This window comes from Streptomyces sp. NPDC003036 (assembly GCF_040611175.1).
GTDB lineage: Bacteria > Actinomycetota > Actinomycetes > Streptomycetales > Streptomycetaceae > Streptomyces.
Genome location: NZ_JBEXNO010000008.1, coordinates 137,074 through 163,676 on the forward strand (window position 1 = coordinate 137,074; position 26,603 = coordinate 163,676).

The window sequence follows — 26,603 nt, forward strand, 5'->3', positions numbered from 1 at the left end:
CACACGACGTACCACACGAACACGGGCCGGGGTGGGCCGTAGCCCTCCCCGGCCCGTGCCGGTGCATCTACTGCAAAACAGCCAACTTGTTCAGCGGACCTGGTCCACGTCGACGAGGTCGACCCGGATGCCACGACCGCCGAGGGCCCCCACGACGGTACGCAGAGCGCGCGCGGTGCGGCCGTTGCGGCCGATCACCTTGCCGAGGTCGTCGGGGTGGACCCGGACCTCCAGTACGCGCCCGCGGCGCAGGGTGCGCGAGGCGACCTGCACGTCGTCGGGATTGTCGACAATGCCCTTCACGAGGTGCTCGAGAGCCTCCTCGAGCATGCTCAGGCCTCGGTCGACTCGGTGGACGCGGCCTCGGCCTCGTCCGCCTTCTTGTCGGCCTTCTTCGCCTTCGGGGTGATGGCCTCACCCTTAGCCTCGTCACCCTCGAGCGCCTTCGCGAAGGCGTCGAAGGAGGCGCGCTTGTCTTCCTTGGTCGCCGGGGCGAGCAGCGGCTTCTCGGGGGCCGGCAGGCCCTTGACCTTCTGCCAGTCGCCGGTGAGCTTCAGGATCGCGAGGACCGGCTCGGTCGGCTGGGCGCCGACGGACAGCCAGTACTGCGCACGCTCCGAGTCGACCTCGATGCGCGACGGGTTCTGCACCGGGTGGTACAGGCCGATCTCCTCGATGGCCCGGCCGTCACGGCGGGTACGGGAGTCGGCGACGACGATGCGGTAGTGAGGCGAACGGATCTTGCCCAGACGCTTCAGCTTGATCTTGACTGCCACGGGTGTGGTGTCTCCTGGTCTTGACGTGGTTGGGCACGACGAAATGCCACGTGGGGTTGCGGTACTCGGGTGCCCGATGGACGCGTCAGCCGGAGGAGAGAGGGGTCCTGTTCGACTGTCGAGTACAGCTAGCCATTGTGCCACACCACGCGGGGTCAGCTCGCCGCGCCCACCGCTTCCGGAATGCGGAACGGCTTCCCGCAGCCGCCGCAGACGATCGGCGCCTGCGCGAGGACCGACGGGACGACCCGGACGTTGCGCCCGCAGTCGCAGACCGCCTTGACCCGCACGCCGCCACCGGAGGAGCCGTGCCGGGCGGCCGGCCCACGGAAGGAGCGCTTGGTATCGGCGGCCGTGGCGGCCGTGTGCGCCTTCAGGGCGCGCTGGAGCCGCTCGATCGTCGGCCGGTAGCGGCGCTTGGCCTCGGGGCTGAGCGTGACCAGCGAAAAGCCGCTGCTCGGGTGCGGCTCGTCCGGGTGGTCGAGGCCCATCTCCTCGGCGATCGCCAGGAATCTGCGGTTGTGGTAGCGGCCGGCGCGCGAGGTGTCGCGGACTCCTCGGGCGGCGGCGATGCCGTGGACTGCCTCATGGAGCAGTCGTTCGAACGAGAGCTCGGCGCCACAGGCGGACGACGACTCTCCGATCAGGGATTCGGGCGCGGCGAGATCCGGCAGCTCGGGGTGGTGCCGCTGAATGTCGGCCCACGCCTGTGCCAGCTCTGCGGCGAGAACAGGTGGTGTCGTGCTCACGTCGTGACAACGAGCCGGACTGCCTGTGGGTTCCATTCCGGGGCATCCCAAATAATTTGCACGTACCCGTCAGTTGCCGTTGATGCGTCCTGACGAGGGCCAGTGCGCCGATGTACGGAGAAGGCTCGCAGCTCGCACCAAGGTGGTACGTAGCGCCGCGCATGCCCCGGCGCCCACACCCCGGCGCGGAGCGCTCGCGGAGGGCGGCCGCGGTGTGACAGTACTCCGGCGCACGGGAGCGCGCGGCACCGGCCCGTTGCCATGGCGGGATTCGCTCGCCGCCCCCACTATGAGAGAAGTTCGTGCCGACTCGGGGGCGCACGCCCGGGGCACGCAAGCATTGCGTCCCGACCCCTGGACACCGGGGGCGGATGCGGAGTTCCCTGGGCGTCGGGGAGTGCGCGCGCACGCACACGGGGGCTGTCAATCAGGGCACAGACGCACAGATGGACCTCTCGGCGGATTGGGGCGCTTTCGATGACACCTATGCTCGTCCAGCACCACCCCCACCCGGCCTCGGCCCCTCCGGCGACGGACGGGCCCGGCCGAGCCCGCGACTGGGCGGAGATCCAGGAGCGAATGCTCGTCCCGCTCTACGAAGCGGTGTACCAGCACTTGGAGGTCGGCACCGGGACGCGGCTGCTGGGTCTCGGTTGCGGCTCGGGACTCGCCTTGCTGATGGCCGCCTCCCGCGGCGCGCAAGTCACCGGCTGCGACACCGACCACGCACGCGTGGACCTGGCCAAGGAGCGGCTGATGCCCGACGCGGGCGCGCACGACGCCGCCCCGCGGTGCGGCGAGACGAGACTCCTGTACGGCGGGCCCGCCGAGACCGCGGACCCCACCCGTCCGGCGTACAACCTCATCACCGCGTTCCAGCCGATCGGCTGCACCGCCGGGGACTCCGAGGGTCTGGTGCCCGCCCTGGTGAGCGGCGCGCGGCTGGCGGAGCGGGGCAGCGCCGTGGTGCTGGCGGGCTGGGGCCCGCCGGAGCGGTGCGCCACCTCGACCGTGCTGCGGGTGGCGGGCCGGCTCACCGAGCGGCTGCGCACGCGAGCCGGCTGGCGCCCGGCGAACCGCGACGACCTGGAGGACGTGGCCGCGCGGGCCGGGCTGAACCCGGACGGCTCGGGACGGGTGGCGTGCCCCTTCGGGTACGCCGACATCGAGAGCGCCGTACGCGGCCTGTTCTCGACCGGGCTGTTCGACGCGGCGGTGGAGGCGTCCGACCAGGCGACCGTCGAGAAGGAGGTCACCGAGGCCCTCCACCCGTACGTACGGCCCGACGGCACGGTGTGGATGCCGAACGTCTTCCGCTACCTGGTGGCCAGGACCCCCTGACGTCTCACTCCTCCCCCGCGTGCGCCTTGGCGAGGCGGGGGATGCCGGCCGCACGGTACGCCTCGGCCTCCTCCAGCGTCTCGTTCTCCAGGAGCGCCGCCGCCAGCGCGTCCAGCTTGGGGCGGTGCTCCTGGAGGAGCCGGCAAGCGCGTTCGTAGCACTCGTCGACGATGCGGCGCATCTCGTGGGCCACGGCGTCCAGCGTCGCGGGCGCGGCGGAGAGCCCGTACGCCTGCTGCGCGTCGCCCGGGATGGCGCTGAGCCGGCCGACCCGGTCGCTCATGCCCCAGCGGCCCGCCATCCCGCGCGCGATGTTGGTGACCTGCTCCAGGTCGCTCTCCGAGCCGGTCGTGACCACTCCGAACACGATGTGTTCGGCCGCCATCCCGCCCAGCGCGCCGATGATCCGGCCGCGCAGGTAGTCCTCCGTGTACGCGTACTTGTCGGCGTCGGGCGTCGACAGGGTCACGCCGAGCGCGCGTCCGCGCGGCACGATGGTGACCTTGCGGACCGGGTCCGCGCCGGGCTGGAGCATGCCCAGCAGCGCGTGACCGCTCTCGTGGTACGCGGTGCGGCGGCGCTCCTCCAGCGGCATGACCAGCGCGCGCTCGGCACCGAGCTGCACCTTCTCCAGGGCCTCGGAGAGGTCCGCCTGCGTGACGCGCGGGCGGCGGCGCTTGACCGCGAGCAGGGCGGCCTCGTTGGCGAGGTTGGCCAGCTCGGCGCCCGTCATGCCCGGGGTCGTACGGGCGACCCGGGCCAGGTCGACGTCCTCGGCGAGCGGGATGTCCCGGGTGTGGATCCTGAGGATCGCCTCGCGGCCGCCCCGGTCGGGCGGGCTGACGTGGACGATCCGGTCGAAGCGGCCGGGCCGGGTGAGGGCCGGGTCGAGGACGTCGGCGCGGTTGGTGGCCGCGATGACGATGACGCCCTCGGAGCCGGAGAAGCCGTCCATCTCGGTCAGGATCTGGTTCAGCGTCTGCTCGCGCTCGTCGTGCCCGCCCATGGCGGCGGAGCCGCCGCGGACGCGCCCGATGGTGTCGATCTCGTCGATGAAGATGATCGCGGGGGCCACCTTGCGGGCCTCGTTGAACAGCTCCCGTACGCGCGAGGCGCCGACGCCGACGATCATCTCGATGAACTCGGAGGCCGACGCCGAGAAGAACGGCACCCCCGCCTCGCCGGCCACCGCCCGCGCCAGGAGCGTCTTGCCGGTGCCCGGCGGCCCCGCCAGCAGCACACCGCGCGGCATCTTGGCGCCCATGCGCCAGTACGCGTCGGGGTTCTTCAGGAAGTCCACCACGTCGTTCAGCTCGCCCTCCACCTCGTCGATCCCGGCGACGTCGGCGAAGGTCGTGCGCTGTCCGGCCGTGACCTCGACCGGCTTGGGCGGCGCCTTGCGGCCCAGCATGCCCCCGGCGCCGAGCCCGGCGCTCATCCGCCGCGAGATGAACACCCACAACAGGACGAGGAGGAGGATCGGCGCGAGCGAGAGCAGCAGATTGGCGACGAAGCTGGGCCTCTCGACCACCGGCTCGGCGGTCACGGTGACCTTCTGCTTGGTCAGTTCGGACCAGAGGTTGTCGTCGGCGAAGGCCGGGCGCTGGGTGGTGAACCGCTGGCCGTTGTCCAGTTCGCCCTCGATGGCGTCGCCCTTGGAGTAGATCTTGGCGACCTTGCCGTCGGTGACCTGCCGGCTGAACTCGGTGTACGAGATGGTCCGCTCGTCGCCGTTGCCGAAGTACGACAGGGCCAGGTTGGTCAGGACGAACACCGCCACCGCCGCGAGGATGAGCGCGATCCACCCGCCGGGCATCTTCTTGCGCGGCGGCGGTGGCGGAGGCGCGCCCTCCGAGCGCCAGGGCTGGTCGGTGCGGTCGCGTGGGGGTACGGAATTGGCCACGCTGCCATCATGCGAGACCGCCGCGAAAGCGGCATTACGGGCGCCGCGCGCCGTGGCGGGCGTACGGCGGAGGGGCGCCCACCGCGTGGTGGACGCCCCTCCGAGCCGTTGTGGGCGGCCGTCAGCCCATGAACTTCTTGAACTCGTCCGGGAGCTCGAAGTCCTTGCCCGGCTCGCCGGCCGGCAGGCCGAAGGCACCGCCCTGCTGGGCCGCCTGCTCGCGGCGGGCCGCCGCGGCCTGCTCCTCGGCCTTCCGCTTCATCGGGTTGCCGCTCTTGCGCTTGCCCTTGGCCTGCTTCTGCTGCTTCTTCTGGCGGCCGGGGCCGCCGCCCATGCCCGGGATCCCCGGCATGCCCGGCATCCCGCCGCCCTGCGCCATCCGGGACATCATCTTGCGGGCCTCGAAGAACCGCTCCACCAGGTTCTTCACCGCGCTGACGTCGACACCGGAGCCCTTGGCGATACGGGCGCGCCGCGAGCCGTTGATGATCGTCGGGTCCTGGCGCTCGCCGGGGGTCATCGACTTGATGATCGCGGCCGTGCGGTCGACGTCGCGCTCGTCGATGTTGTTGATCTGGTCCCGCATCTGCGCCATGCCCGGCAGCATGCCGAGCAGCTTGGAGATGGAGCCCATCTTCCGGACCTGCTCCATCTGGGCCAGGAAGTCGTCGAGGGTGAAGTCCTTGCCCTTGGACGACGCCAGCTTGGAGGCCATCTTGGCGGCCTCTTCCTGGCTGAAGGTCTGCTCGGCCTTCTCGATCAGGGAGAGGACGTCACCCATGCCGAGGATGCGGGACGCCATGCGGTCCGGGTGGAACGCGTCGAAGTCGTCCAGCTTCTCGCCGTTGGAGGCGAACATGATCTGGCGGCCGGTGACGTGCGCGATCGACAGGGCGGCACCACCGCGGGCGTCGCCGTCGAGCTTGGAGAGCACGACGCCGTCGAAGCCGACGCCGTCGCGGAAGGCCTCGGCGGTGTTGACCGCGTCCTGACCGATCATGGCGTCGACGACGAAGAGGACCTCGTCCGGGCTGACGGCGTCGCGGATGTCCGCGGCCTGCTGCATCAGCTCCTGGTCGATACCGAGGCGGCCCGCGGTGTCGACGATGACGATGTCGTGCAGCTTGGTCTTCGCGTAGTCGATCGAGTCCTTGGCGACCTGCACCGGGTCGCCGACGCCGTTGCCCGGCTCGGGCGCGTACACGGCGACGCCCGCGCGCTCGGCGACGACGGCGAGCTGGTTGACGGCGTTGGGGCGCTGGAGGTCACAGGCGACGAGCAGCGGCGAGTGGCCCTGGCCCTTGAGCCAGAGGCCAAGCTTTCCGGCGAGGGTGGTCTTACCGGCACCCTGGAGACCGGCGAGCATGATCACGGTGGGCGGGTTCTTGGCGAACCGGAGGCGCCGGGTCTCGCCGCCGAGGATGCCGACGAGCTCCTCGTTGACGATCTTGATGACCTGCTGCGCGGGATTCAGCGCCTGCGAGACCTCGGCGCCGAGGGCCCGCTCCTTGATCTGCTTGATGAAGGCCCGCACGACGGGCAGGGCCACGTCGGCCTCGAGCAGCGCGATACGGATCTCACGTGCCGTGGCGTCGATGTCCGCCTCGCTGAGGCGGCCCTTGCCTCGGAGGTTCTTGAAAGTCGCTGCAAGGCGGTCGGAGAGGGTATCGAACACGGCGGTCGCGGATCCTCGGGTGTAGGGGGCGGGCGGACAGTCGAACCCAAGGGTATCGGGCTTGAGCCGATCCGTAGCAGCCCCGTCATGCCCGCAGTGCTGCTTCCAGGGTGCGTGCCACTTCCGCCGCCTCCTCGGGGGCCAGCGGGGCGCCGGCGGCGTCCGTGACGTAGAAGGCGTCCACCGCGTTCGCCCCCAGCGTCGACACGTGCGCGCTGCGCACCCGTACCGCCGCCGTCTCCAGGGCCCGCCCGATGCGGTGCAGCAGGCCCGGGGCGTCGTGGGCGCGGACCTCGATGACCGTCGCCAGCGTCGAGCCGGCCGGGGCGACCGTGACGCGCGGTGGCGGCGCCGTGGCGCCGTGGCGGCGGGGGTAGGCGGCCTCGCGTTCGGCGAGGCGGGAGCGGATGTCGAGGGAGCCGTCCAGGACGCGGACGAGGTCGGCGCGCAGCCGGGTGGCCTGCGGCAGGGAGCCGTACTCGGCGGCGACGCGCCAGTTCAGGACGAGGACGGCTCCGCCGCCGCCGAGCTCCGGCGGCAGTTCGATCGCGCGGAGGTCGGCCGAGCGGACGGTGAGGCGGTGCAGGGCGAGGACGCCGGCCACGGCGGGCAGGACGCCCGGCCGGTCGGGGAGGGCGATGAGCAGCTCGACGCCGACGGGTTCGGGGGCGTCGCCGTCCGGCGGGCCGTCGGCGTGCAGGGCGAGGACGGGTTCGCCGGTGCGCAGGGCCTCGATGGCGAGGCGTTCCTGTTCGGCGCTGGGCGCGGCGGGCTCGGGCGCGGGGGGTGGATCGCCCGCGAGGGCGCCGGCGACCCGCTTGACCAGGTCCGCGACGAGGGAGGCGCGCCAGGAGGACCAGGCGGCGGGGCCGGTGGCGAGGGCGTCGGCCTCGGTGAGGGCGTGCAGGAGCTCCAGCGTCGACGCGGAGCCGACGGCCGCGGCGACGGAGTCGACGGTCGCGGGGTCGTCGAGGTCGCGGCGGGTGGCGGTCTCGACGAGCAGGAGGTGGTGGCGTACGAGGGTGGCGACGACGGCGGTGTCGTGCCGGTCGAAGCCGATGCGGGCGGCGATGTCACGGGCGAGGGGCTCCCCCACGACCGCGTGGTCGCCGGGGCGGCCCTTGCCGATGTCGTGGAGGAGGGCGGCGACCAGGAGGAGGTCGGGGCGCCCGACGCGGCGGGCCATCGCGGAGGCGCGTACGGCGGTCTCGACGAGGTGCCGGTCGACGGTCCAGGTGTGGACGGGGTTGCGCTGCGGGCGGCAGCGCACGTGCTCCCATTCGGGCAGCAGGCGGCTGATGACGCCCTCGGCCTCCAGGGCCTCCCAGACGGGCACGGTGGACTCCCCCGCGCCGAGCAGCGTGACGAGCGCCTCGCGGGCCTCGGCGGGCCACGGCACCGGCAGCGGCTTGCCCGCGGCGGCCAGGCGGCGTACGGCGTACGGGGAGAGGGGCAGGCCCGCCTGGGCGGCCGCGGCGGCGGCGCGCAGCGGCAGGGCCGGGTCGCGTTCGGGGCGGGCGGTGCGGGCGAGCACGGCCTCGCCGTCCATCTCGACGACGCCCTCGGCGAGCGGGGAGCGCACGGCGGGCTGCCGCCCGAGGAGGGCACGCAGCCGGGGGCGTACGGCCCGGGCGCGCAGCACGCGGTTGACCTCGCGCCAGGTGACGTCGCCCGCGTACGAGAGGGTGCGCGCGGCTTCGTAGACGCTGCGCAGCAGGGCGTCGGCGTCGGGCAGGCCGAGGGCGCCGGCGACCTGGGTCTGCTCCTGGAGGGCGAGCCGGTCGGTGGCGCGCCCGGTGACGAGGTGGAGGGCGTCGCGGGTGTCGAGGAGGGTGCGGCGGGCTTCGGCGAGCCCTTCGCGGGGGGCGTCGGCGAGCCAGGAGGCGGCGACGGCGCGCAGGGCGGTGGCGTCGCGCAGGCCCCCGCGGGCCTCCTTGAGGTCGGGTTCGAGGAGGAACTGGAGCTCGCCCTGGCGTTCGGCGCGCTCGCGGCAGAGCTCGTCGAGTTCGGGGAGGCGCTTGGGGGCCTGGTTGCGCCAGTCGGCGAGGACGGCGGTGCGCAGGGCGGTGACGAGGCCGAGGTCGCCGGCGAGGTGGCGGGCGTCGAGGAGGCCGAGCTGGACCTTGAGGTCCTCGGCGGCGGTTCTGCGGGCCTCGGCCAGGGTGCGTACGGAGTGGTCGAGGGCGAGGCCGAGGTCCCAGACGGGGTACCAGACGCGGTCGGCGAGCGCGGCGATCGCGGCGGGGTCGGCGCTGCCGTCGTGGAGGAGGAGCAGGTCGAGGTCGCTGCGGGGGGACAGCTCGCCGCGCCCGTACCCGCCGACGGCGACCAGGGCCACCCCCCGCGCGGGGGCCGCCCGCGCGAACAGGCCCGACAGCCACTCGTCGGTGAGGCGGGACAGGTCGGCACGGCGCGGCGGCCCGGACCGCTCCTCCTGCGTCAGGAGGTGCAGCCGGGCCGCCGCGTAGCCGCCGGGTCCCGAGTCGTCGGCTTTCACATCGGTGCTCGTCACCCAGGGGCTCCTTGCCGTGCGTCGGGACCGTGTCGCGTGTTTACAGGGCGTCGGGGCCGCGTTCGCCGGTGCGGACCCGGACGGCGGTGTCGACGGGGACGCTCCAGACCTTCCCGTCACCGATCTTGCCGGTGCGGGCGGCCTTGACGATGACGTCGATGAGCTGTTCGGCGTCGTCGTCCTCGACGAGGACCTCGATGCGGATCTTGGGGACGAGGTCGACGGTGTACTCGGCGCCCCGGTAGACCTCGGTGTGGCCGCGCTGGCGGCCGTAGCCGCTGGCCTCCGTGACGGTCAGTCCGTGGACCCCGAAGGCCTGGAGGGCCTCCTTGATCTCGTCGAGCCGGTGCGGCTTGACGACCGCCGTGATCAGCTTCATGCGTCCACCTTCTTGTTCTCCACTACGGGCAGTGCCTCCGTCGCCGGGGCGGCCTTGCGCGAGCCGGTTCCGCCGCCGGCGCCGCTGAAGTCGTACGCCGTCTCGGCGTGCTCGACGCGGTCGATGCCGGAGACCTCGTCATCCTCGCTGACCCGCATGCCCATCACCTTGTCGATGACGAAGGCGAGGAGCGCGGAGACGACCAGGGAGTAGGCGAGGACGGCGAAGACGCCGATGGCCTGCTTGCCGAGCTGCTCCAGGCCGCCGCCGTAGAAGAGGCCCTTGGCGTCGGACTGGACGCCGCCGGTGGCGAAGAAGCCGACGAGCAGGGAGCCGACCACACCGCCGACGAGGTGGACGCCGATGACGTCCAGGGAGTCGTCGTAGCCGAACTTGTACTTCAGGCCGACGGCCATGGCGCAGAGCAGACCGGCGATCGCGCCGATGGCGATCGCGCCGAGCGGCGAGCAGGAGCCGCCGGCCGGGGTGATGGCGACGAGTCCGGCGACCGCGCCGGAGGCGGCGCCGAGGGTGGTGAAGGCGCCGTGGCGGATCTTCTCGTACGCCAGCCAGGCGCACATGGCGGCGGCGGTGGCGACCTGGGTGTTGAGGAACATCACCGCGCCGACGCCGTCGTCGTTGCCGAGCCAGGAGCCGGCGTTGAAGCCGAACCAGCCGAACCACAGCAGCCCGGCGCCGAGCATGACCAGCGGGAGGCTGTGCGGGCGCATCGGGTCCTTCTTGAAGCCGACGCGCTTGCCGATGACCAGGATCACGCCGAGGGCGGCGGCTCCGGCGTTGATGTGGACGGCGGTGCCGCCCGCGAAGTCGATGACGCCCATCTCGAAGAGCCAGCCGCCGGCGCCCCAGACCCAGTGGGCGACGGGGAAGTAGACGACGGTGACCCAGAGGGCGACGAACAGCGCCCAGGCGGTGAACTTCACGCGGTCGGCGAGGGCGCCGCTGATGAGCGCGGGGGTCAGGATGGCGAACATCAGCTGGAAGACGGCGAAGACGTACACCGGGATGGTGTAGCCGTCCCACAGCTCGGTGAGGCCGATGTTGCTGAGGCCTACGTAGTCGGACGACCACCCGATGAGGGAGCCGGAGTCGGTGCCGAAGGCGATGCTGAAGCCGTACAGCACCCACAGGATCGTGACGATCCCGAGGCTGATGAAGCTCATCATCAGCATGTTGAGGGTCGACTTCACCCGGACCATGCCTCCGTAGAAGAAGGCGAGGGCCGGTGTCATCAGCATCACCAGGGCGGAACAGATGAGCATGAACCCGGTGTTCGCGGCAGACAGCGTGGGTGCGTCTGCGGCAAGGGTCGTGATGCCTGGGGGCATCGGCGTCTCCTCGTCGTCGGTCGGCCTGTGCGGGGCGGAGCCGGTGGTAGCTACACGGCTATGAGGGGTGGCCGGTTATGAGCACCGAGGTTGGCGCAGCGCGGTTTCGGTCGATGCCGCTCGATGTTTCGCCGCAGTGACGAAGAGCCCTCGCGTGTTACGCGGCTATGAACCGCGGGGTCACGGCGATGTAACGGGAGTACCCTCCCGAGCGCACGGGACGGGCACGGGACCGGCCGCGACGGTCACCCTGTTGACCTGGCGTGAGGGAGCCGAGTCGGGCTGTACAGGGGTGACGGTCGCGGCCGGGGTTCGGGTGGCTCGCGCGGTCAGACCGCTTCGGCGGTCTCGGGGAGCTGAGCGGTGAGCTTCTCGGTGAGCCGGGCGACTTCCGGTACGTCGCCGAAGTCGCGGGCGGCCGTGTCGACGGTCTTGCGCAGCCGGGTGTTGACCCGCTCCGAGCGCACCCGCCTGGCGACGTGCAGCGCCTGCTCGGCGAGGGCGGTGGACTGCTCGGGCTCGCGCTTGAGCAGGTGCACGGTGGCCATGCCGATGAGGTTCAGCGCGTAGGAGCGCTGGTGCTCCTCGTCCTTGCGGAACAGCTCGACGGCGCGCCGCATCACGGGCTCGGCGAGGGAGGCGTACGTGGGGCTGCGGCCGGCCACATAGGCGAGGTCGCGGTAGGAGTGGGCGTTCTCGCCGTTGAGCTCGGCTTCGGAGAAGAAGCGGATCCAGTCGGGCTCGGGCTCGCCGTCGAGGCCCGCGTCGGCGAAGGTGTCCTCGGCCATCCGTACCGCGCGCTTGCACTTGCTGGGCTGGCCCATGTTGGCGTACGCCCGGGCCTCCATCGCATACAGCATGGCCTGGGTGCGCGGGGTGGCGCAGTCGCGGCTGCCGTACTGGGCGAGGTGGATGAGTTCCAGCGCGTCGTCGGGCCGCCCGAGGTGGATCATCTGGCGGCTCATGGAGGAGAGGATGTACGAGCCGAGAGGCTTGTCTCCGGCTTCCTTGGCGGCGTGCAGGGCGAGCACGAAGTACTTCTGGGCGGTGGGCTGGAGGCCGACGTCGTAGCTCATCCACCCGGCGAGCTCGGCCAGTTCGGCGGCGCAGGTGAAGAGCCGGCGGGTGGTGGCGGCGGGGTGCGGCTCCTGCAGGAGGTCGGTGACCTCGTGGAGTTGGCCGACGACCGCCTTGCGGCGCAGTCCGCCGCCGCACTGGGCGTCCCACTGGCGGAACATGGCGGTGGTGGATTCCAGCAGGTCCAGTTCCGGTTTGGACAGCCGGGTGGCGCGGCGCGGTGCGCCGGACTGGTCGGAGCGGCCGCCGGTGTCGCCGGTGGGGGTCGGGACGAGCCAGCGCTGCATGGGCTCGATGAGGGCGGGGCCGGCGGCCAGGGCCAGCGAGGTGCCGAGGAAGCCGCGCCGGGCGAGCATGAGGTCGCTGCGGGAGAAGTCGCTGAGCAGGGCGACGGTCTGGGGGCCGGCCCAGGGCAGGTCGACGCCGGACACCGAGGGTGACTGGTGGGCGGTGCGCAGGCCGAGGTCCTCGATGGCGACGACCGTGCCGAAGCGCTCGGAGAACAGCTCGGAGAGGATGCGCGGGATGGGCTCGCGGGGCTGCTCGCCGTCGAGCCAGCGCCGTACGCGTGAGGTGTCGGTGCTGATGTGGTGTGCGCCCATCTGGCGCGCCCGGCGGTTCACTTGGCGCGCGAGCTCGCCCTTGGACCAGCCGCTGCGCACGAACCACGAGCTCAGTTGCTCGTTCGGGCGCTTGCCGGCATTCGTACCGTCTGCGCCGCTGCCGCCCACTGGAACGCCCCCATCCGCTGTCGTCGCCTGTTGCGCGAACCCTTGTCAGAATGCCGTCGATCGCGACCGTCCGCGTACGAAACGCGGAACCGGCTTGCCCCCGGCATACCCACGAGGAACGGCCACCACCCCGGTTTCATGTACCGAAAGTAATCCTACGATCACCGATCAGGCGAGGTCGTTTCCATAAACGCCACCATTCGCCACCCCTTCGAATGAACTCGCCCTGCCCCAGGCGCGATTCACTTGACGCAGGACGACCAGGAGCCGGTGGATCGTCGCACCGCGGGGCGCGCGTGACGACACGCACCACCCTCGATGCCTCCGCGCGCCACCCGTTGAGGCATGGCAGCGACGCAGCGTCACGACAAGACTCCGGGTCGTAACCACCGGCGAGCTACACCCGTTGGAGGGGGCATGGGCTTCACGATCGGCTCGACCCGGACCCGCACCCGCATCCGCGACATCCGGCGCCGCGGCATGCGCACCGCGGAGTGCACCGTGGTGGCGGAGTACACCGGCCTGTGGGGCTGGGACGTGGTCCCGGGCGCGCGTGCCGCCTCCGGCCGCTGCTCCTGCGGCGACCCGGCCTGTACGGCTCCGGGGGCGCATCCCTTCGACTTCGCGCCCGAGGTGCCGGCCGGCGCGACGCTCGACACCGTCTCCGAGGCGTGGTCCCGATTCCCGGGCGCCGCGCTGATGCTGCCGGTGGGGCGGACCTTCGACGTCCTGGAGGTCGCCGAGCCGGCGGGCCGGCGGGCGCTGGTCCGCCTGGAGCGGATGGGCCTGCCGCTGGGCCCGGTGTGCGCCACCCCGACGGGGCGCGCGCAGTTCTTCGTGGCGCCCGGCGCGGCGGCGGAGCTGCCGGAGCTGCTGTACCGGATGGGCTGGGACGACGCGGACCTCGACCTGCACTGCCTGGGCCCCGGCGCCTACATCACGGCCCCGCCCTCCGACCACGCGGGGCTGGGTCCCGCCCGGTGGCTGCGGCCGCCGTCCCTCGACGCGGGCGCGCCGCCGCAGGCGCGGCTGCTGCTGGGGACGCTGGCGTACATCTGCCACCGCTCGGCGGGCTGACGCCGCCCCCCGCTCAAAAAAGGGGGGCCCGGGGGTGAACCCCCGCGCCCCGGACCCTCCACTGGGGCGGGTCAGTCGCCGATCAGCGCGTCGACGAACGCCTCCGGCTCGAAGGGGGCCAGGTCGTCCGGGCCCTCGCCGAGGCCGATGAGCTTCACCGGGACGCCCAGCTCGCGCTGGACCGCGACGACGATGCCGCCCTTGGCCGTGCCGTCCAGCTTCGTCAGGACGATGCCGGTGATGTCGACGACCTCGCGGAAGACCCGCGCCTGCACCAGGCCGTTCTGGCCGGTCGTGGCGTCGAGGACCAGCAGGACCTCGTTCACCGGGCCGTGCTTCTCGACGACGCGCTTGACCTTGCCGAGCTCGTCCATCAGGCCCGTCTTGGTGTGCAGGCGGCCCGCGGTGTCGATCAGGACGACGTCCGCGCCCTCCGCGATGCCCTCCTTGACCGCGTCGAACGCGACCGAGGCCGGGTCGCCGTTCTCCGGACCGCGGATGGTCCGGGCGCCGACGCGGTCGCCCCAGGTCTGGAGCTGGTCGGTGGCGGCCGCGCGGAAGGTGTCCGCCGCGCCGAGGACGACCGAGCGTCCGTCCGCGACCAGCACGCGCGCGAGCTTGCCGGTGGTCGTGGTCTTGCCGGTGCCGTTAACGCCCACGACCATCACGACGGCCGGGGTGTCGAGGTCGCTCTCCGTCTTCAGCGAGCGGTCGAGGTCGGTGCCGACCAGGGTGAGCAGCTCCTCGCGCAGGAGCGTGCGCAGCTCCTCCGGCGTCCGCGTCCCGAGCACCCTCACGCGCTCGCGCAGCCGCTCCACGAGCTCCTGGGTCGGCGCGACGCCGACGTCCGCCGTGAGGAGGGTGTCCTCGATCTCCTCCCAGGTGTCCTCGTCGAGGTGCTCCCGGGACAGCAGGGTGAGCAGCCCCTTGCCGAGGGAGGTCTGCGAGCGGGCGAGCCGGGCGCGCAGCCGGACCAGCCGGCCCGCGGTCGGCTCCGGGACCTCGATCTCGGGCGCGGGCGGCGCCGCGACGAGCGGGTCCTCGACGGCCGCGGGCGCTTCGAGCGCCTCCTCTGCCGTCGGGAGGTCCACCTCCTCGATGGTGCGGCGCGGTTCCTCCCGCGGTGTCTCCGCCTCCTCGCCGACGTGCGGCTCGGCGGGCGGAGCGGTGATGGTCGGCGTGGACGACGGCGCCTGCGGCGGCGGCAGCTGCTTCTTCTTGCGGCTGCTGACCACGAGGCCGCTGATCGCGCCGACCGCGACCAGAGCGATGACTACAGCAAGGATGAGGATTTCCATAACGCGACCAGTATCCCCCAGGGCCGTAGGCCCCTATCTGGAGCTTTTGGGGTGAATGTACGATGTCGTGAATCCCCCACCTCTCGCCCGGAGCTGACCCATGCCCCACGCCTCCGCATCCGAAGGCGCGATAGAGACCCGCGGCCTCGAGCCCGTCCCCGACGGGGAGCGCACCGGCCATGTCCGGGAGCTGTTCCCCACCTGGGTCGCCGCGAACATCAGTGTGCTGCTGCTCACCATGGGCGCCGGCCTGATCGTCTTCAACGGCCTGAACATCTGGCAGGTCCTGGTCGTCGCGCTCGCCGCGCCCCTCCTGTCGTACGGGATCGTCGGTCTGATCTCGATCGCGGGCAAGCGGGGCGGATCGCCCGGCATGGCGCTGTCGCGGGCGGTTTTCGGCCAGCGCGGCAACCTCTTCCCCGGCTCCCTCATCTGGGTGGCCCGCTGGGGCTGGGAGACGATCAACGCGGTCACCGGCGCGTACGCCGTGCTGACCGTGCTGGACCTGCTGTTCGGCGTGAAGAGCAGCACTCCGCTGATCGTCGTCACCCTGCTGTTCTTCGTCGCCGCCACCTTCGTGGTGTCGGGGCTCGGCATCACCGCGCTGCGCGTGTGCAGCACGTGGTCCACGTACCTCTTCGGCGCCTTCTCCGTGCTGGTGCTGGTCTATCTGGTCGCCAACACCGACTGGGCCGCGGTCTTCGACAAGCCGGCCGGGTCGACGGCGATGCTGATCGCGGGCATCGGCACGATCGCGGCGGGCGGCATCAGCTGGGTGCCCTCCGGGCCGGACTTCACCCGCTACCTGCCGCGTACGGCGTCGAACCGGGCCGTCGTCGGCTCCACGGTCGGCGGCGCCGGGATCGTGGTGCTGCCGATGGTGCTGATGGGCGCGGTGATGGCGGTGTCCACGCCGGACCTGGCGTCCGCGCAGGACCCGGTGTCGTTCATCGGCGAGCTGCTGCCGGCCTGGATCTCGGTGCCGTACCTGATCATCGCTCTCATCGGCATGCTGCTGATCAACTCGATGTCGATGTACTCGGCCGGCTTCACCGCACAGACGCTCGGCATCACGGTGCCGCGCACCTGGGCGGTCAGCGTGAACGCCGTGATCTCGCTGGTCTTCGGCTTCCTGCTGATGGTGGTGGCGACCAGCTTCATCGGCTCGTTCATCTCCTTCCTGACGCTGCTGGCGGTGGCGTTCTCGGCGTGGATCGGCGTCTTCGGCGTCGACATGCTGCGCCGCCGTACGTACGACGGAGAGGCGCTGATGGACACCACCCGCACCAGCGCCTACTGGTACCGGGGCGGCTTCGCCCCGCAGGCCATGGCGGCGTGGGGTGTGGCGCTGCTGGTGGGGCTGGCCTTCACGAAGGTCGACTGGTTCGCCGGGCCGCTCGCCGGTTCGTGGATCGGCCGCAACGGGCTGGGCTGGCTCGTGACGATCGTGGTGGCGGCGGTGCTGTACGCCGTGCTGCCGCGCGCCGCCGCGGTGGCTCCCGCCGGGGCGGCGGAGGAGCAGGAGCCCGAGCGGGCCGCGGCCTCTGTCTGAGCCCTCCCGGGGGGCTGAAAACGTACTGCCCCGGCTCGGTCCTTCGGAGGACGAGCCGGGGCAGTCTCGTTGCTGAGGAGAGGGGCAGCGGGGATTAGCCCATCTCCTCCAACGCCTTGCCCTTGGTCTCCCGCACGTACCGGAGTACGAAGGGGATGGAGAGCACGGCGAAGATCGTGTAGATGATGTACGTGCCGGAGAGGTTCCAGTCCGCCAGGGACGGGAAGCTCGCGGTGATGGCCCAGTTGGCGATCCACTGCGCGGAGGCGGCGACGCCGAGGGCCGCGGCGCGGATGCGGTTGGGGAACATCTCGCCGAGGAAGACCCAGACCACCACGCCCCAGGAGAGGGCGAAGAAGAGCACGAAGAGGTGGGCGGCGATCAGGGCGACGATGCCCTGGGTCTCCGGCAGCTTGCCGCCGACGAGGTCCGCGGAGAAGGCCCAGGCCTCGAAGGCGAGGGCGATCGCCATACCGGCGGAGCCGACGAGGGCGAGCGGCTTGCGGCCCACCCGGTCGACCAGGACCATCGCGATCACGGTGCCGATGATGTTGATGATCGACGTGGTGAAGGAGTAGAAGAACGAGCTCTCCGGGTTGACGCCGACCGACTGCCACAGCGTGGACGAGTAGTAGAAGGCGACGTTGATGCCGACGAGCTGCTGGAAGACCGAGAGGCCGATGCCGACCCAGACGATGGGCAGGAAGCCGAAGCGGCTGCCGAGCAGGTCCCGGAAGCTGGACTTGTGCTCGCGGTGCATGGCCGTCTCGATCTCGGCGACGCGGGCGTCCAGGTCGACGCCCTTGCCCTCGACCTCGGCGAGGACCTCCTTGGCGCGGTCGTGGCGGCCGACGGAGATCAGGAAGCGCGGCGACTCGGGGATCGCGAAGGACAGCAGGCCGTACAGCACGGCCGGGACGACCATGACGCCGAGCATCCACTGCCAGGCCTCGATGCCGGCGATCTCGCCGCGCTGGTCGCCGTCGGCCATGTTGAGGATGGCCCAGTTGACCAGCTGGGAGACGGCGATGCCGATGACGATGGCGGCCTGCTGGAAGGAGCCGAGCCGTCCCCGGTACGCGGCCGGCGCGACCTCCGCGATGTAGGCGGGGCCGATCACCGAGGCCATGCCGATGGCGAAGCCGCCGATGACGCGCCACATGGCGAGGTCCCAGAGCGCGAACGGCAGGGCCGAGCCGACGGCGCTGACGGTGAAGAGGACCGCGGCGATCTGCATGCAGCGGATGCGACCGATGCGGTCGGCGATCCGGCCGGCGGTGGCGGCGCCGATGGCGCAGCCGATCAGGGCGATCGCGATGACCTGCGCGAGGGTGCCGGAGCCGATCTCGTACCGGTGGCGGATGGCCTCGACGGCGCCGTTGATGACGGAGCTGTCGTAGCCGAAGAGGAAGCCGCCCATCGCGGCGGCGGCCGTGATGAAGATGACATGGCCGAGGTGGTCGGGGTGGGCCTCGCGGGCTCCCGACGCCGGTGGCTGGGCGGCGGGTGGCTGGGCGGTGCTGGTCACGGTGAACTCCTGGGCCCGGCAGCGTCGCCGAGCATGGGGGGCGAGCCCTTCCAGTGGCGCACAACATGACGCCGCCCACCACTTGAAGGTAAAAGCAACGTTGCAGAGACTATGCCTTCAAGTTTCGAAGTCAAGGGTTGAAGGTCTGTGAATTTGACCGAACGGCGTGTCGGCTTGCGTTCAGGACTTGAAGACAACTCAGCGGAGGCGCTGGCTGATCACCTTGGACACGCCATCGCCCTGCATGGAAACGCCGTAGAGGGCGTCCGCGACCTCCATGGTCCGTTTCTGGTGCGTGATCACGATCAGCTGTGAGCTCTCCTGCAGCTCCTGCATGATCCGGATCAGCCGCTGGAGGTTGGTGTCGTCGAGCGCCGCCTCGACCTCGTCCATCACGTAGAACGGGCTGGGCCGGGCCTTGAAGATCGACACGAGGAGGGCGACCGCGGTCAGCGACCGCTCCCCGCCGGACAGCAGCGACAGCCGCTTGACCTTCTTGCCGGGCGGGCGGGCCTCGACGTCCACGCCCGTGGTGAGCATGTGGTCGGGGTCGGTGAGGACCAGCCGCCCCTCGCCGCCGGGGAAGAGACGGGAGAAGACTCCCTCGAACTCGCGGGCCGTGTCCCGGTACGCCTCCGTGAAGACCTGCTCGACGCGTGCGTCCACCTCCTTCACCACCTGAAGAAGATCGGCACGCGTCTTCTTCAGATCCTCAAGCTGCTCGGAGAGGAACTGGTGGCGCTCCTCCAGCGCCGCGAACTCCTCAAGGGCGAGCGGATTCACCTTCCCGAGCTGCTGGTACGCCCGTTCGGCCGTCTTCAGGCGCTTTTCCTGTTCGGCCCGGACGAAACGCCGGGGCTGGTTGCGCGGATGCTCCGGATCGTCGGGCAGCTCCTCCCCCTCGGCGGGCGGGGAGGGCGGCACCGGCTGGTCGGGCCCGTACTCGGCGACGAGGACAGCCGGCTCCACGCCCAGCTCCTCCAGCGCCCGGGTCTCCAGCTGCTCGATCCGCAGCCGCTTCTCGGCGCCGAGCACCTCGCCGCGGTGCACCGAGTCGGTGAGCTTGTCGAGCTCGCCCTTCAGCTCGCGGCCCCGGGCCCGGGCGGCCGCCAGGTCCTGCTCGCGCGCCGCCTTGGCGGACTCGGCGGCGGCCCGTTCCCGCTCGGCCCGTACGAGGGACACCTCGACGTGCGCGAGGAGCTGCCGGGCGCCGGAGGCGACGGCCGTGGCGACCTCGGCCTCGTGGCGCAGCCGGGCGCGGCGCTGCTCGGCGCGGGCGCGGGCCTCGCGTTCGGCGCGGGCGGCTCGGTCGAGGGAGTCGGCGCGGCCGGCGAGGCCCTTGACCCGCTCCTCGTGCGTACGGACCTGGAGGCGGGCCTCCATCTCGGTCTGGCGGGCGTTGGCGCCGTCGGCGGCGAGCCGGTCGCGTACGGAGGTGTCCGGCTCCTCCTCCCCTCTCTCCCCGAAGAGGGACGCCTCCTCGGCGACGGCGAGCCGCTCCGCGAGCTCCTCGGCCTCCTCGGTCGCCTTCTCCAGGGCCTCCTGGGCGCGGGCGGCGGCCGCGGCGGTGCGCTCGGCCTCGCCCGCGGCGCCCCGGGCCTGCCCGGCGAGCCGCCCGAGCGCCTGCGCGACCTGGGACTTCTCCCGGTCGGCGGCCCGGCGCCGCTCGCCGAGCTCCTCCACGCGGGCGGCCGCGGCGCGGCGCCGCTCGGCCGCCTCGGTCTGCGCGGCGGCGAGCTCCTCGCACCGTACGGCCAGCTCGGCCAGTTCGGCGGCGGCCTCGTCGACGGAGGCCTGGACCTCCAGGAGGCTGGGCGCCCCGGCGGAGCCGCCGTGCGCGAAGTGCGCCGCGAGGACGTCGCCCTCGGCGGTGACGGCGACCGCGTCGGGGTGCGCCGCGACCAGGTCCTCGGCGTCCTCCAGGGTGCCGACCACCACCATCCCGCGCACGAGCCTGCGCACGGCGGCGACGAGCCCTTCGGGCCCTTGGACGAGGTCGGCGACCCGCGTCCCGCCGGGGACCGGGGGCTCCGGCGCGTACGCTCCCGTGCCGTTGACGAGGAGGGCGGCCCGCCCCGCGTCCTGCTTGCGCAGCAGCCGGATGGCGTCGGCGGCCGTCGCCGGGTCACGGACCGCGAGCGCGTCCGCGGCGGCACCCAGGGCGGCGGCGACCGCGACTTCGTGGCCGGGCGTCACGGTCAGGAGCTCGGCCGCCGGGCCCAGCAGCCCGGCCAGGCGGTCGGTGGCGGCGAGCAGCGCGCCGGTGCCGTCCTTGCGGCGCAGCCCGAGGGCGAGGGCGTCGTGGCGGGCCTGGGTGGCGGCGCGCTTGCGTTCCGCCGCGGTGGCGGCCTCCCGGGCGGCGGTGAGCGCGGCCTCCGCGTCGGCGAGCTCCCGCTGGGCGGCCTCGTGGCGCTCGGCGAGTTCGGCGTCGCCCGCGTCGAGGCCGTCGACCTCGGCCTGGAGCGCCTCGTACTCCTCCTGGGCGGCGGCCGCACGCTCGCGGGCCTCGTCGCGGGCGGCGGCCAGCCGGTCGATCTCGGCCTGCGCGGCGGCGGCGCGCGACCGGGCGGCGCTCACCTGGCCGGACAGCCGGGCCAGCCCCTCGCGCCGGTCGGCGATGGCCCGTGCCGCGTCCTTCAGGCGCCGCTCCTCGGCGGCGAGCTCCCGCTCCAGCTCGGCGCGGTGCGCGACGGTGTCCTCCAGGGCCCGCTGGGCCGCCTCCAGCGCGGCCTCCAGCTCCGCCTCCTGCTCGCGCACGCGGGCGGCCTCGCGCTCCAGGTCCTCGGGGTCGCGGCCGCGCCGCTCCTCCACGGGGGGCGCGGTGGCGCTCTTCACCCGGGCGTCGGCCAGCGAGACGGTGCCGCGCACCCGCTCGGCGAACTGCGACAGCTCGTACCAGGTCTGCTGGGCTCGCTGGAGCCGCGGGGCGAGTCTGCGCACCTCGTCCTCCAGCTCGGCCTCCCGGCTCAGGGCGGTCTTGAGCTCGGCCTCGGCCCGCTCCTTGCGCTCCTTGAGCGCGGCCTCGTCGGCGAGCTCGGTGCGCAGCGCCTCCCGCAGGCGTACGAGGTCGTCGGCGAGGAGCCGCAGCCGCGCGTCACGCAGGTCGGCCTGGATGACGGCGGCCCGCCGCGCCACGGCGGCCTGCCGGCCGAGGGGCTTGAGCTGGCGCCGCAGCTCGTCGGTGAGGTCCTGGACGCGGGCGAGGTTGGCCTGCATCGCGTCGAGCTTCCGCAGCGCCTTCTCCTTGCGCCTGCGGTGCTTGAGGACGCCCGCGGCCTCCTCGATGAAGGCCCGCCGTCCCATGGGGTCGGCGTGCAGCACGGAGTCGAGCTGGCCCTGCCCGACGATCACGTGCATTTCCCGGCCGATACCGGAGTCGCTGAGGAGTTCCTGGATGTCCAGCAGCCGGCAGGTGTCGCCGTTGATCTGGTATTCGCTGCTGCCGCCGCGGAACATGATCCGCGTAATGGTGACTTCGGCATAGTCGATGGGAAGCGCGCCATCGGAATTGTCGATCGTGAGGGACACCTCGGCGCGGCCCAGCGGGGGTCGCCCGGTGGTGCCGGCGAAGATGACGTCCTCCATCTTTCCGCCGCGCAGCGACTTGGCGCCCTGCTCGCCCATCACCCAGGAAAGGGCGTCCACCACATTGGACTTGCCCGAACCGTTCGGCCCCACGACACACGTGATGCCCGGTTCGAACCGCAGGGTGGTGGCGGAGGCGAATGACTTGAAACCACGCAGGGTCAGGGCCTTGAGGTGCACGCCCCCGGACTCTACCGGGCGTCCTTCGTTTGACCCATGAACACGAAGGGCAGACCAGAGCGTAAGGAGAGGGGATACGGCAGATGAACACGGGGCACCCGGGAGGCACGGGGTGCCCGGGGAGCGTGGGGGACACGGGGTGCCAGGGGTTCATGGGGCAGAAAAGAAAGAAGGGACGCCGTAGAAGCGTCCCTTGCATATCTCGGGAGAGTGTTTCTCACCTGCCCGTGGGGGCTGTGGTCAGGTGAGCGCAGGCTCCGCCTTGGATACGTCGATGTCGATGCCGTCGAGCAACGACTCGCCGCTGTTCGCGGCGGCTGCGTTCAGCGCGTCGTTCTCGGACTGGATCCGTACGAGCTCGGATTCCAGGTCCTGGACGCGCTGCTGAAGCCGCCGCATCTCGGCGAGAAGTCGCGGGTCGGAACCGCCGACATAACCGAGAAGCGCCTTTGCCATGATGGATGGTCCTCCACACTGAGTGACCGACCGAAGCGGTGTGGGTCGTGAGGGTTCGCACCCGCGGTTCCGGCAGCAGTGCGTGGTGCCGCTGCGGTTCCCACTGCCAAACAGCTAAGGTGCGCGGGGCTTCCAGAGTCTCACCAAAAAGTTTGACGGTCAACACGATCACGCCCCGCACCAAGGGCCAACCGGGGGGTCTGCGGCCGCGGATGCTGCGGCGGCGCCTCGCGCGCGGTGCCCTCGGGGGCGTGTCGATCTTCGTCGTCCGCGCAGCCTGGCACGCGGCGCCGTTCTTGGCAACCACCAGGCGCTTTTCCCCCGCACGAGGGGACGCGCGGCACTCTGTGCCGGGGGCCGTGGCGGGGCACCCGGCACCCCCGGACCAAGATCGTCGGACGCTCTTCAGCGGATCTCGAAGCCGTCGTAACCGCCGCGCGGCGTGGCCCAGATCTCAGTGACTCCGTCAACACGGCCGGGTGTGTCGCCGGCGGAGAGCCACTCCAGCAATTGGTGGCAATTCTCACTCGGCCCTTCGGCCACCACCTGGACCCTCCCGTCGTCGAGGTTCGAGGCGAATCCGGTGAGGTCACCGATGCGCAATGCGTTTTCCCTGGTGAACCAGCGGAAGCCCACTCCCTGTACATGGCCGCGCACCCAGGCGGTGAGCCTTACGTGATCATTCATGGCTGCACGCTAACCGGCGAATTGCTCAGCGAGCACTTCTTCCCCACGCGTCATGGCGTACAGTCCCGACGCAATGAGCCTCACCCATTCGGGTGAGTTAGTCATCAGGAAGGCAGAGCAGATGGGACGCCACCGGAAGAAGCGGGCCGTGGTCCCCGTACGCACCGGTCTGCTCGGCGCCTCCGCCGCGATGGCGGTGGGCGCCGTCGCCGTCGCCTCCGGGCTGCTGCCGGGCGGCGACACGTACAAGGTGGGCGGCGGCCCGTCCGCCGAGCACATACGCACGGGGGGCCCGGAGCTCCTGACCCAGGGCGGGGCGAGCGCCACGCCCACCGGCCGCGCGTCGGCCTCCCCGAGCACGAGCCCCAGCACGAGCCGGAGCGCCGAGCGGCCGCAGGCGCCGTCGAAGAAGCCCACGGCGAAGCCGACGCCCACCCCCACCAAGCCGTCGTCCACGCCGTCGAAGCCGACGAAGGCCCCCGAGCCGTCGAAGTCCACGGAGCGGGCGCGGCCGAAGAGCGCGAGCCCCACCCGTGAGGCCACGGCGACGCCCCAGCGGACCGTCGAGGGGTCCACGGCCTCCCGCCTGGCGAGCAAGGAGCGGGCCGCCGAGGCGGCCGTGCTGAGCCTCGTCAACGCCGAGCGCGCCAAGGTCGGCTGCAGCCCGGTCCGCCCCAACGCCGAGCTGGCATCGCTGGCGGGGGCGTTCAGCCTGGACATGGCGGAGCGGAACTTCTTCTCGCACACCGACCCGGACGGCGACTCCCCGTGGGACCGCGCCGCGCAGGCCGGTGTGCCGGGGCTCGCCGCCGAGAACATCGCCCGCGGCCAGTCCGACGCCCAGGCGGTCATGGACTCCTGGATGAACAGCGACGGCCACCGCGCCAACATCCTCAACTGCGACTACACGACGCTCGGCGTCGGCGTGCACTTCGCCGAGGGCGGCCCGTGGTGGACGCAGGACTTCGGCTTCTGAGGCTCCTCAGTCCGCTCAGGCCCGCGCGCTTCAGGAGACGGTGCGCGGGGGCCGCTGGCAGCGCGGGCAGTAGTAGCTGGACCGGTTCATCCAGGGGCGGCGGCGCATCAGGGTGCCGCAGCGCCGGCACGGCTCGCCCTCGCGGCCGTACGCGTCCAGGGAGCGGTCGAAGTAGCCGGACTCGCCGTTGACGTTGACGTACAGGCTGTCGAAGCTGGTGCCGCCGACGGCGAGCGCGGCCGTCATCACCTCCCGTACGTGGCCGAGGAGCTCGGCTGAGCGGTGGCGGGTGAGCGTGGCGGTGGGGCGGTCGTAGTGGAGGCGGGAGCGCCACAGCGCCTCGTCCGCGTAGATGTTTCCGACGCCGCTGATCAGCGACTGGTCGAGCAGGGCCCGCTTCACCGTCGTACGGCGCAGGCGCAGCGCGGTGTGGAAGGCGGCCTCGTCGAACTCCGGGTCCAGCGGGTCGCGGGCGATGTGCGCGATGGCCTGGGGCAGCCCCTCGGGGGTGTTCTCGTGGAGCGAGAGCCCGCCGAAGGTGCGCTGGTCGACGAAGCGCAGCTCGGTGCCGAGGGCATCGTCGAAGCGGATCCGTATCCGCAGGTGCTTCTCGTCCGGGGCGTCCTCGGGCTGGACGAGCAGTTGCCCGCTCATGCCCAGGTGCCCGAGCACGGACGCGCCGGTCTCCTCCAGCGGCAGCCACAGGTACTTCCCGCGCCGCCGGGCGATGCCGAAGCGGTGTCCCTTCAGCCGGGCCGCGAAGTCCTCGCCGCCCGCCAGGTGCCGCCGTACGGCACGGGGGTGCAGCACCTCCACCTCGCGGACGGCCCGCCCGCTGATCCAGCGCTCCAGGCCGCGGCGTACGACCTCGACCTCGGGCAGCTCGGGCACGGGGCACCTCCGGTGGGGGGTGTGGAGGGGGATATGGGGAAACCCCGCCGCACCGTGGGGACGGTGCGACGGGGGCAGAAGCGTGCAGCGGGTGCAGCGGCTCAGGCCGTGGCCGAGTTCGCCGTGGTGTGCGCGGCTTCGGGGACCAAAGAGGTGTCGGCGGCCTCTTCGGAGTCGGAACCGGAGCCGGAAGCGGAGTCGCTGCCGGAACCGGAGCCGGAAGCGGAGTCGCCGCCGGATTCGGCCGCGGCCTTCGCCGCCGCCTCCCGCTCGTCCGCGGCGGCCCGGATGGCCCGCCAGGCGGACTCCGCGGCCTGCTGCTCCGCTTCCTTCTTGCTGCGGCCGGTGCCGGTGCCGTACGAGACACCACCGACGCGGGCAGCAGCAGTGAAGGTCTTCTCGTGGTCCGGTCCGGTCTCGGTGACCAGGTACTCCGGAACGCCGAGGCCCTCGGCCGCGGTCAGCTCCTGGAGGCTGGTCTTCCAGTCCAGGCCGGCGCCGAGGTTCGAGGACTTCTCGATCAGCGGGTCGAAGAGCCGGTGCACCAGCTCGGACGCCGCTTCGAGGCCCTGGTCGAGATAGACCGCACCGATCACCGCTTCGAGGGTGTCGGCGAGGATGGAAGCCTTGTCCCGGCCCCCGGTGCCCTCTTCGCCCCGGCCCAGCCGGATGAAGGAGCCCAGGTCGAGGCCGCGGCCGACCTCCGCCAGCGCACGCGAGTTGACCACCGCGGCCCGCAGCTTGGCCAGTTGGCCCTCGGGCAGGTCGGGGTGGGTGCGGTACAGCGTGTCCGTGACCACCAGGCCGAGCACGGAGTCCCCGAGGAACTCCAGGCGCTCGTTGGTGGGCAGACCGCCGTTCTCGTACGCGTACGAACGGTGGGTCAGCGCACGCACCAGAAGGGCGGACTCGAGCTGATACCCGAGCCGCCCTTCCAGAAGCGTGTGGGACGAGGCCGTGTTCTCCGCCTGCTTCTTGGCGTCATCCGCCGTTTTGTGGCTAGACACGGTGCCTCTCACCAGCCCGCTCAGACCGAGAGGACCTGGCGCTTGTTGTACGTGCCGCAGCTGGGGCACGCGATGTGCTGCTGCTTCGGCTCCTGGCAACGCTCACACGAAACCAGGGTGGGGACCGCAGCCTTCCACTGCGACCGGCGGTGGCGCGTGTTGCTGCGCGACATCTTCCGCTTCGGAACAGCCACGGCTACTTCTCCTGCTTCTCGTCGACGCCCGGTTCGGCGCCGCTCATGTTGTCCTTCTCGCCGGTCCCGAGTGAATCGGCGAGTCCCTGCAGTGCCGCCCAACGGATGTCGACGGCGTCATGGTGGTGGTCCGGGTCGTCGTTCAGGCCGGCCCCGCATTCGGGGCACAGACCGGCACAGTCCTCCCGGCACACCGGCTGCAGCGGCAGTGCGAGCACCACCGCGTCACGCAGCACGGGCTCGAGGTCGAACATGCCGTCCTCGAGGGGGGTCATGTCCTCGTCGTCCTCGGCATCGTCGTCCGCGGCCCCCTTGCGGTGGCCCCGGTCATCGGTGTCGGGGTACGAGAACATCTCCTGGAAGTCCGCCACAACATCCTGGTGCAGCGGCTCCAGACACCTTACGCACTCCCCCTCGGCGCGTGCACGGGCGGTGCCTGTCACGAGCACACCTTCCATGACGGACTCGAGGCGGAGCTCCAGCTCGACCTGCGAGCCTTCGGGCACGCCGATGACGTCGGCGATACCGAGGTCGGCGGGGGCCTGGACCGAACGGGAGAGCCGCTGGAGGGCACCAGGACGCCGCCCCAGCTCGTGCGTGTCGAACACGAGGGGGTTGCGGTGGTCGAGGCGCGTACTCAGGGCTCTTCCTGCTTTCGGAAATCGTCTGGGGGCGGCCCG

General features: G+C 72.0%; 22 protein-coding genes. 4 read left to right on the forward strand and 18 right to left on the reverse strand.

The annotated features are described in order from the left end of the window. Positions 1 to 90 precede the first annotated feature (90 nt). The 3 genes from ABZX67_RS08510 to ABZX67_RS08520 form a co-directional block, all read right to left on the reverse strand. Positions 91 to 330, reverse strand: a complete 240-nt coding sequence (locus tag ABZX67_RS08510; protein ID WP_052859899.1) for an RNA-binding protein — start codon at positions 328 to 330, stop codon at positions 91 to 93. 2 nt (positions 331 to 332) lie between these two features. Next, the gene (rpsP, locus tag ABZX67_RS08515) at positions 333 to 776 is read right to left on the reverse strand and encodes a 30S ribosomal protein S16 (RefSeq protein ID WP_031074686.1); all 444 of its coding nucleotides are present in this window, start codon (positions 774 to 776) and stop codon (positions 333 to 335) included. Between the two features lie 155 nt (positions 777 to 931). Next, positions 932 to 1,561: a hypothetical protein gene (locus tag ABZX67_RS08520; protein ID WP_355356254.1), complete on the reverse strand. Its 630-nt coding sequence runs from the start codon at positions 1,559 to 1,561 to the stop codon at positions 932 to 934. A 441-nt stretch (positions 1,562 to 2,002) separates the two neighbouring features. Between ABZX67_RS08520 and ABZX67_RS08525 the strand changes: the two genes are divergently transcribed. Continuing rightward, positions 2,003 to 2,866, forward strand: coding sequence for a methyltransferase domain-containing protein (locus tag ABZX67_RS08525; protein ID WP_355356256.1), 864 nt, complete (start codon positions 2,003 to 2,005; stop codon positions 2,864 to 2,866). A gap of 4 nt (positions 2,867 to 2,870) precedes the next feature. Here the strand turns inward: ABZX67_RS08525 and ftsH are convergent, their stop codons facing one another. The 6 genes from ftsH to ABZX67_RS08555 all read right to left on the reverse strand — a co-directional run bounded on the left by ftsH (position 2,871) and on the right by ABZX67_RS08555 (position 12,492). Continuing rightward, positions 2,871 to 4,769, reverse strand: a complete 1,899-nt coding sequence (ftsH, locus tag ABZX67_RS08530; protein ID WP_355356258.1) for an ATP-dependent zinc metalloprotease FtsH — start codon at positions 4,767 to 4,769, stop codon at positions 2,871 to 2,873. 121 nt (positions 4,770 to 4,890) lie between these two features. Continuing rightward, positions 4,891 to 6,444, reverse strand: coding sequence for a signal recognition particle protein (gene ffh / locus ABZX67_RS08535; protein WP_355356260.1), 1,554 nt, complete (start codon positions 6,442 to 6,444; stop codon positions 4,891 to 4,893). Between the two features lie 85 nt (positions 6,445 to 6,529). Then, entirely contained in the window at positions 6,530 to 8,956 is a 2,427-nt protein-coding gene (locus ABZX67_RS08540; protein WP_355356263.1) for a [protein-PII] uridylyltransferase, read from the reverse strand. Positions 8,957 to 8,996: 40 nt separating this feature from the next. After that, entirely contained in the window at positions 8,997 to 9,335 is a 339-nt protein-coding gene (locus ABZX67_RS08545; RefSeq protein ID WP_355356265.1) for a P-II family nitrogen regulator, read from the reverse strand. Beyond that, entirely contained in the window at positions 9,332 to 10,684 is a 1,353-nt protein-coding gene (locus tag ABZX67_RS08550) for an ammonium transporter (RefSeq protein WP_355356267.1), read from the reverse strand. Before ABZX67_RS08550 ends, ABZX67_RS08545 begins: the two co-directional genes overlap by 4 nt. Before the next feature lie 329 nt (positions 10,685 to 11,013). After that, positions 11,014 to 12,492 carry a hypothetical protein gene (locus ABZX67_RS08555; protein ID WP_355356269.1) on the reverse strand — a complete coding sequence of 493 codons (1,479 nt, stop codon included), beginning with the start codon at positions 12,490 to 12,492 and terminating at the stop codon, positions 11,014 to 11,016. Positions 12,493 to 12,909: 417 nt separating this feature from the next. On the opposite strand from ABZX67_RS08555, the gene ABZX67_RS08560 reads away from it, so the two are divergent. Beyond that, entirely contained in the window at positions 12,910 to 13,569 is a 660-nt protein-coding gene (locus ABZX67_RS08560) for a bifunctional DNA primase/polymerase (RefSeq protein WP_355356271.1), read from the forward strand. 71 nt (positions 13,570 to 13,640) lie between these two features. Here the strand turns inward: ABZX67_RS08560 and ftsY are convergent, their stop codons facing one another. Continuing rightward, a complete protein-coding gene (gene ftsY / locus ABZX67_RS08565; protein ID WP_355356273.1) occupies positions 13,641 to 14,867 on the reverse strand; it encodes a signal recognition particle-docking protein FtsY in 1,227 nt (408 codons plus the stop codon). A gap of 100 nt (positions 14,868 to 14,967) precedes the next feature. On the opposite strand from ftsY, the gene ABZX67_RS08570 reads away from it, so the two are divergent. Beyond that, the gene (locus tag ABZX67_RS08570) at positions 14,968 to 16,419 is read left to right on the forward strand and encodes a cytosine permease (RefSeq protein WP_355356275.1); all 1,452 of its coding nucleotides are present in this window, start codon (positions 14,968 to 14,970) and stop codon (positions 16,417 to 16,419) included. A gap of 94 nt (positions 16,420 to 16,513) precedes the next feature. Here ABZX67_RS08570 and ABZX67_RS08575 read toward each other — a convergent pair whose 3' ends face one another. The 4 genes from ABZX67_RS08575 to ABZX67_RS08590 all read right to left on the reverse strand — a co-directional run bounded on the left by ABZX67_RS08575 (position 16,514) and on the right by ABZX67_RS08590 (position 22,855). Then, positions 16,514 to 17,947: a sugar porter family MFS transporter gene (locus ABZX67_RS08575; protein ID WP_355356277.1), complete on the reverse strand. Its 1,434-nt coding sequence runs from the start codon at positions 17,945 to 17,947 to the stop codon at positions 16,514 to 16,516. Between the two features lie 198 nt (positions 17,948 to 18,145). Beyond that, positions 18,146 to 21,712 (reverse strand): chromosome segregation protein SMC, encoded by a 3,567-nt coding sequence (gene smc / locus ABZX67_RS08580; RefSeq protein ID WP_355356279.1) that lies wholly within the window; start codon positions 21,710 to 21,712, stop codon positions 18,146 to 18,148. A gap of 240 nt (positions 21,713 to 21,952) precedes the next feature. Beyond that, on the reverse strand, positions 21,953 to 22,168 hold the full coding sequence (locus tag ABZX67_RS08585) for a hypothetical protein (RefSeq protein ID WP_355356281.1): 216 nt from the start codon (positions 22,166 to 22,168) through the stop codon (positions 21,953 to 21,955). Between the two features lie 405 nt (positions 22,169 to 22,573). Then, positions 22,574 to 22,855: an acylphosphatase gene (locus ABZX67_RS08590; protein WP_355356283.1), complete on the reverse strand. Its 282-nt coding sequence runs from the start codon at positions 22,853 to 22,855 to the stop codon at positions 22,574 to 22,576. A 121-nt stretch (positions 22,856 to 22,976) separates the two neighbouring features. Here ABZX67_RS08590 and ABZX67_RS08595 point away from each other — a divergent pair, with 121 nt between their 5' ends. After that, on the forward strand, positions 22,977 to 23,831 hold the full coding sequence (locus ABZX67_RS08595; protein ID WP_355356285.1) for a CAP domain-containing protein: 855 nt from the start codon (positions 22,977 to 22,979) through the stop codon (positions 23,829 to 23,831). A gap of 30 nt (positions 23,832 to 23,861) precedes the next feature. On the opposite strand, the gene mutM is transcribed toward ABZX67_RS08595, so the two are convergent. The 4 genes from mutM to ABZX67_RS08615 all read right to left on the reverse strand — a co-directional run bounded on the left by mutM (position 23,862) and on the right by ABZX67_RS08615 (position 26,531). Further along, on the reverse strand, positions 23,862 to 24,722 hold the full coding sequence (mutM, locus tag ABZX67_RS08600; protein WP_355356287.1) for a bifunctional DNA-formamidopyrimidine glycosylase/DNA-(apurinic or apyrimidinic site) lyase: 861 nt from the start codon (positions 24,720 to 24,722) through the stop codon (positions 23,862 to 23,864). 101 nt (positions 24,723 to 24,823) lie between these two features. Beyond that, complete coding sequence (gene rnc, locus ABZX67_RS08605; RefSeq protein ID WP_355356289.1) at positions 24,824 to 25,741, reverse strand: ribonuclease III; 918 nt, start codon at positions 25,739 to 25,741, stop codon at positions 24,824 to 24,826. 8 nt (positions 25,742 to 25,749) lie between these two features. Next, positions 25,750 to 25,923 carry a 50S ribosomal protein L32 gene (gene rpmF / locus ABZX67_RS08610; protein ID WP_030496967.1) on the reverse strand — a complete coding sequence of 58 codons (174 nt, stop codon included), beginning with the start codon at positions 25,921 to 25,923 and terminating at the stop codon, positions 25,750 to 25,752. 2 nt (positions 25,924 to 25,925) lie between these two features. Continuing rightward, the gene (locus tag ABZX67_RS08615; RefSeq protein ID WP_355356291.1) at positions 25,926 to 26,531 is read right to left on the reverse strand and encodes a DUF177 domain-containing protein; all 606 of its coding nucleotides are present in this window, start codon (positions 26,529 to 26,531) and stop codon (positions 25,926 to 25,928) included. Positions 26,532 to 26,603 lie beyond the last annotated feature (72 nt).

Bases quoted from the DNA above. Each gene is read 5' to 3' on its own strand.
- ABZX67_RS08510 (WP_052859899.1), bottom strand. From the start codon at position 330: ATGCTCGAGGAGGCTCTCGAGCACCTCGTGAAGGGCATTGTCGACAAT.
- ABZX67_RS08520 (WP_355356254.1), bottom strand. From the start codon at position 1,561: ATGGAACCCACAGGCAGTCCGGCTCGTTGTCACGACGTGAGCACGACA.
- ABZX67_RS08525 (WP_355356256.1), top strand. From the start codon at position 2,003: ATGACACCTATGCTCGTCCAGCACCACCCCCACCCGGCCTCGGCCCCT.
- ABZX67_RS08545 (WP_355356265.1), bottom strand. From the start codon at position 9,335: ATGAAGCTGATCACGGCGGTCGTCAAGCCGCACCGGCTCGACGAGATC.
- ABZX67_RS08550 (WP_355356267.1), bottom strand. From the start codon at position 10,684: ATGCCCCCAGGCATCACGACCCTTGCCGCAGACGCACCCACGCTGTCT.
- ABZX67_RS08560 (WP_355356271.1), top strand. From the start codon at position 12,910: ATGGGCTTCACGATCGGCTCGACCCGGACCCGCACCCGCATCCGCGAC.
- ftsY (WP_355356273.1), bottom strand. From the start codon at position 14,867: ATGGAAATCCTCATCCTTGCTGTAGTCATCGCTCTGGTCGCGGTCGGC.
- ABZX67_RS08570 (WP_355356275.1), top strand. From the start codon at position 14,968: ATGCCCCACGCCTCCGCATCCGAAGGCGCGATAGAGACCCGCGGCCTC.
- ABZX67_RS08585 (WP_355356281.1), bottom strand. From the start codon at position 22,168: ATGGCAAAGGCGCTTCTCGGTTATGTCGGCGGTTCCGACCCGCGACTT.
- ABZX67_RS08590 (WP_355356283.1), bottom strand. From the start codon at position 22,855: ATGAATGATCACGTAAGGCTCACCGCCTGGGTGCGCGGCCATGTACAG.
- ABZX67_RS08595 (WP_355356285.1), top strand. From the start codon at position 22,977: ATGGGACGCCACCGGAAGAAGCGGGCCGTGGTCCCCGTACGCACCGGT.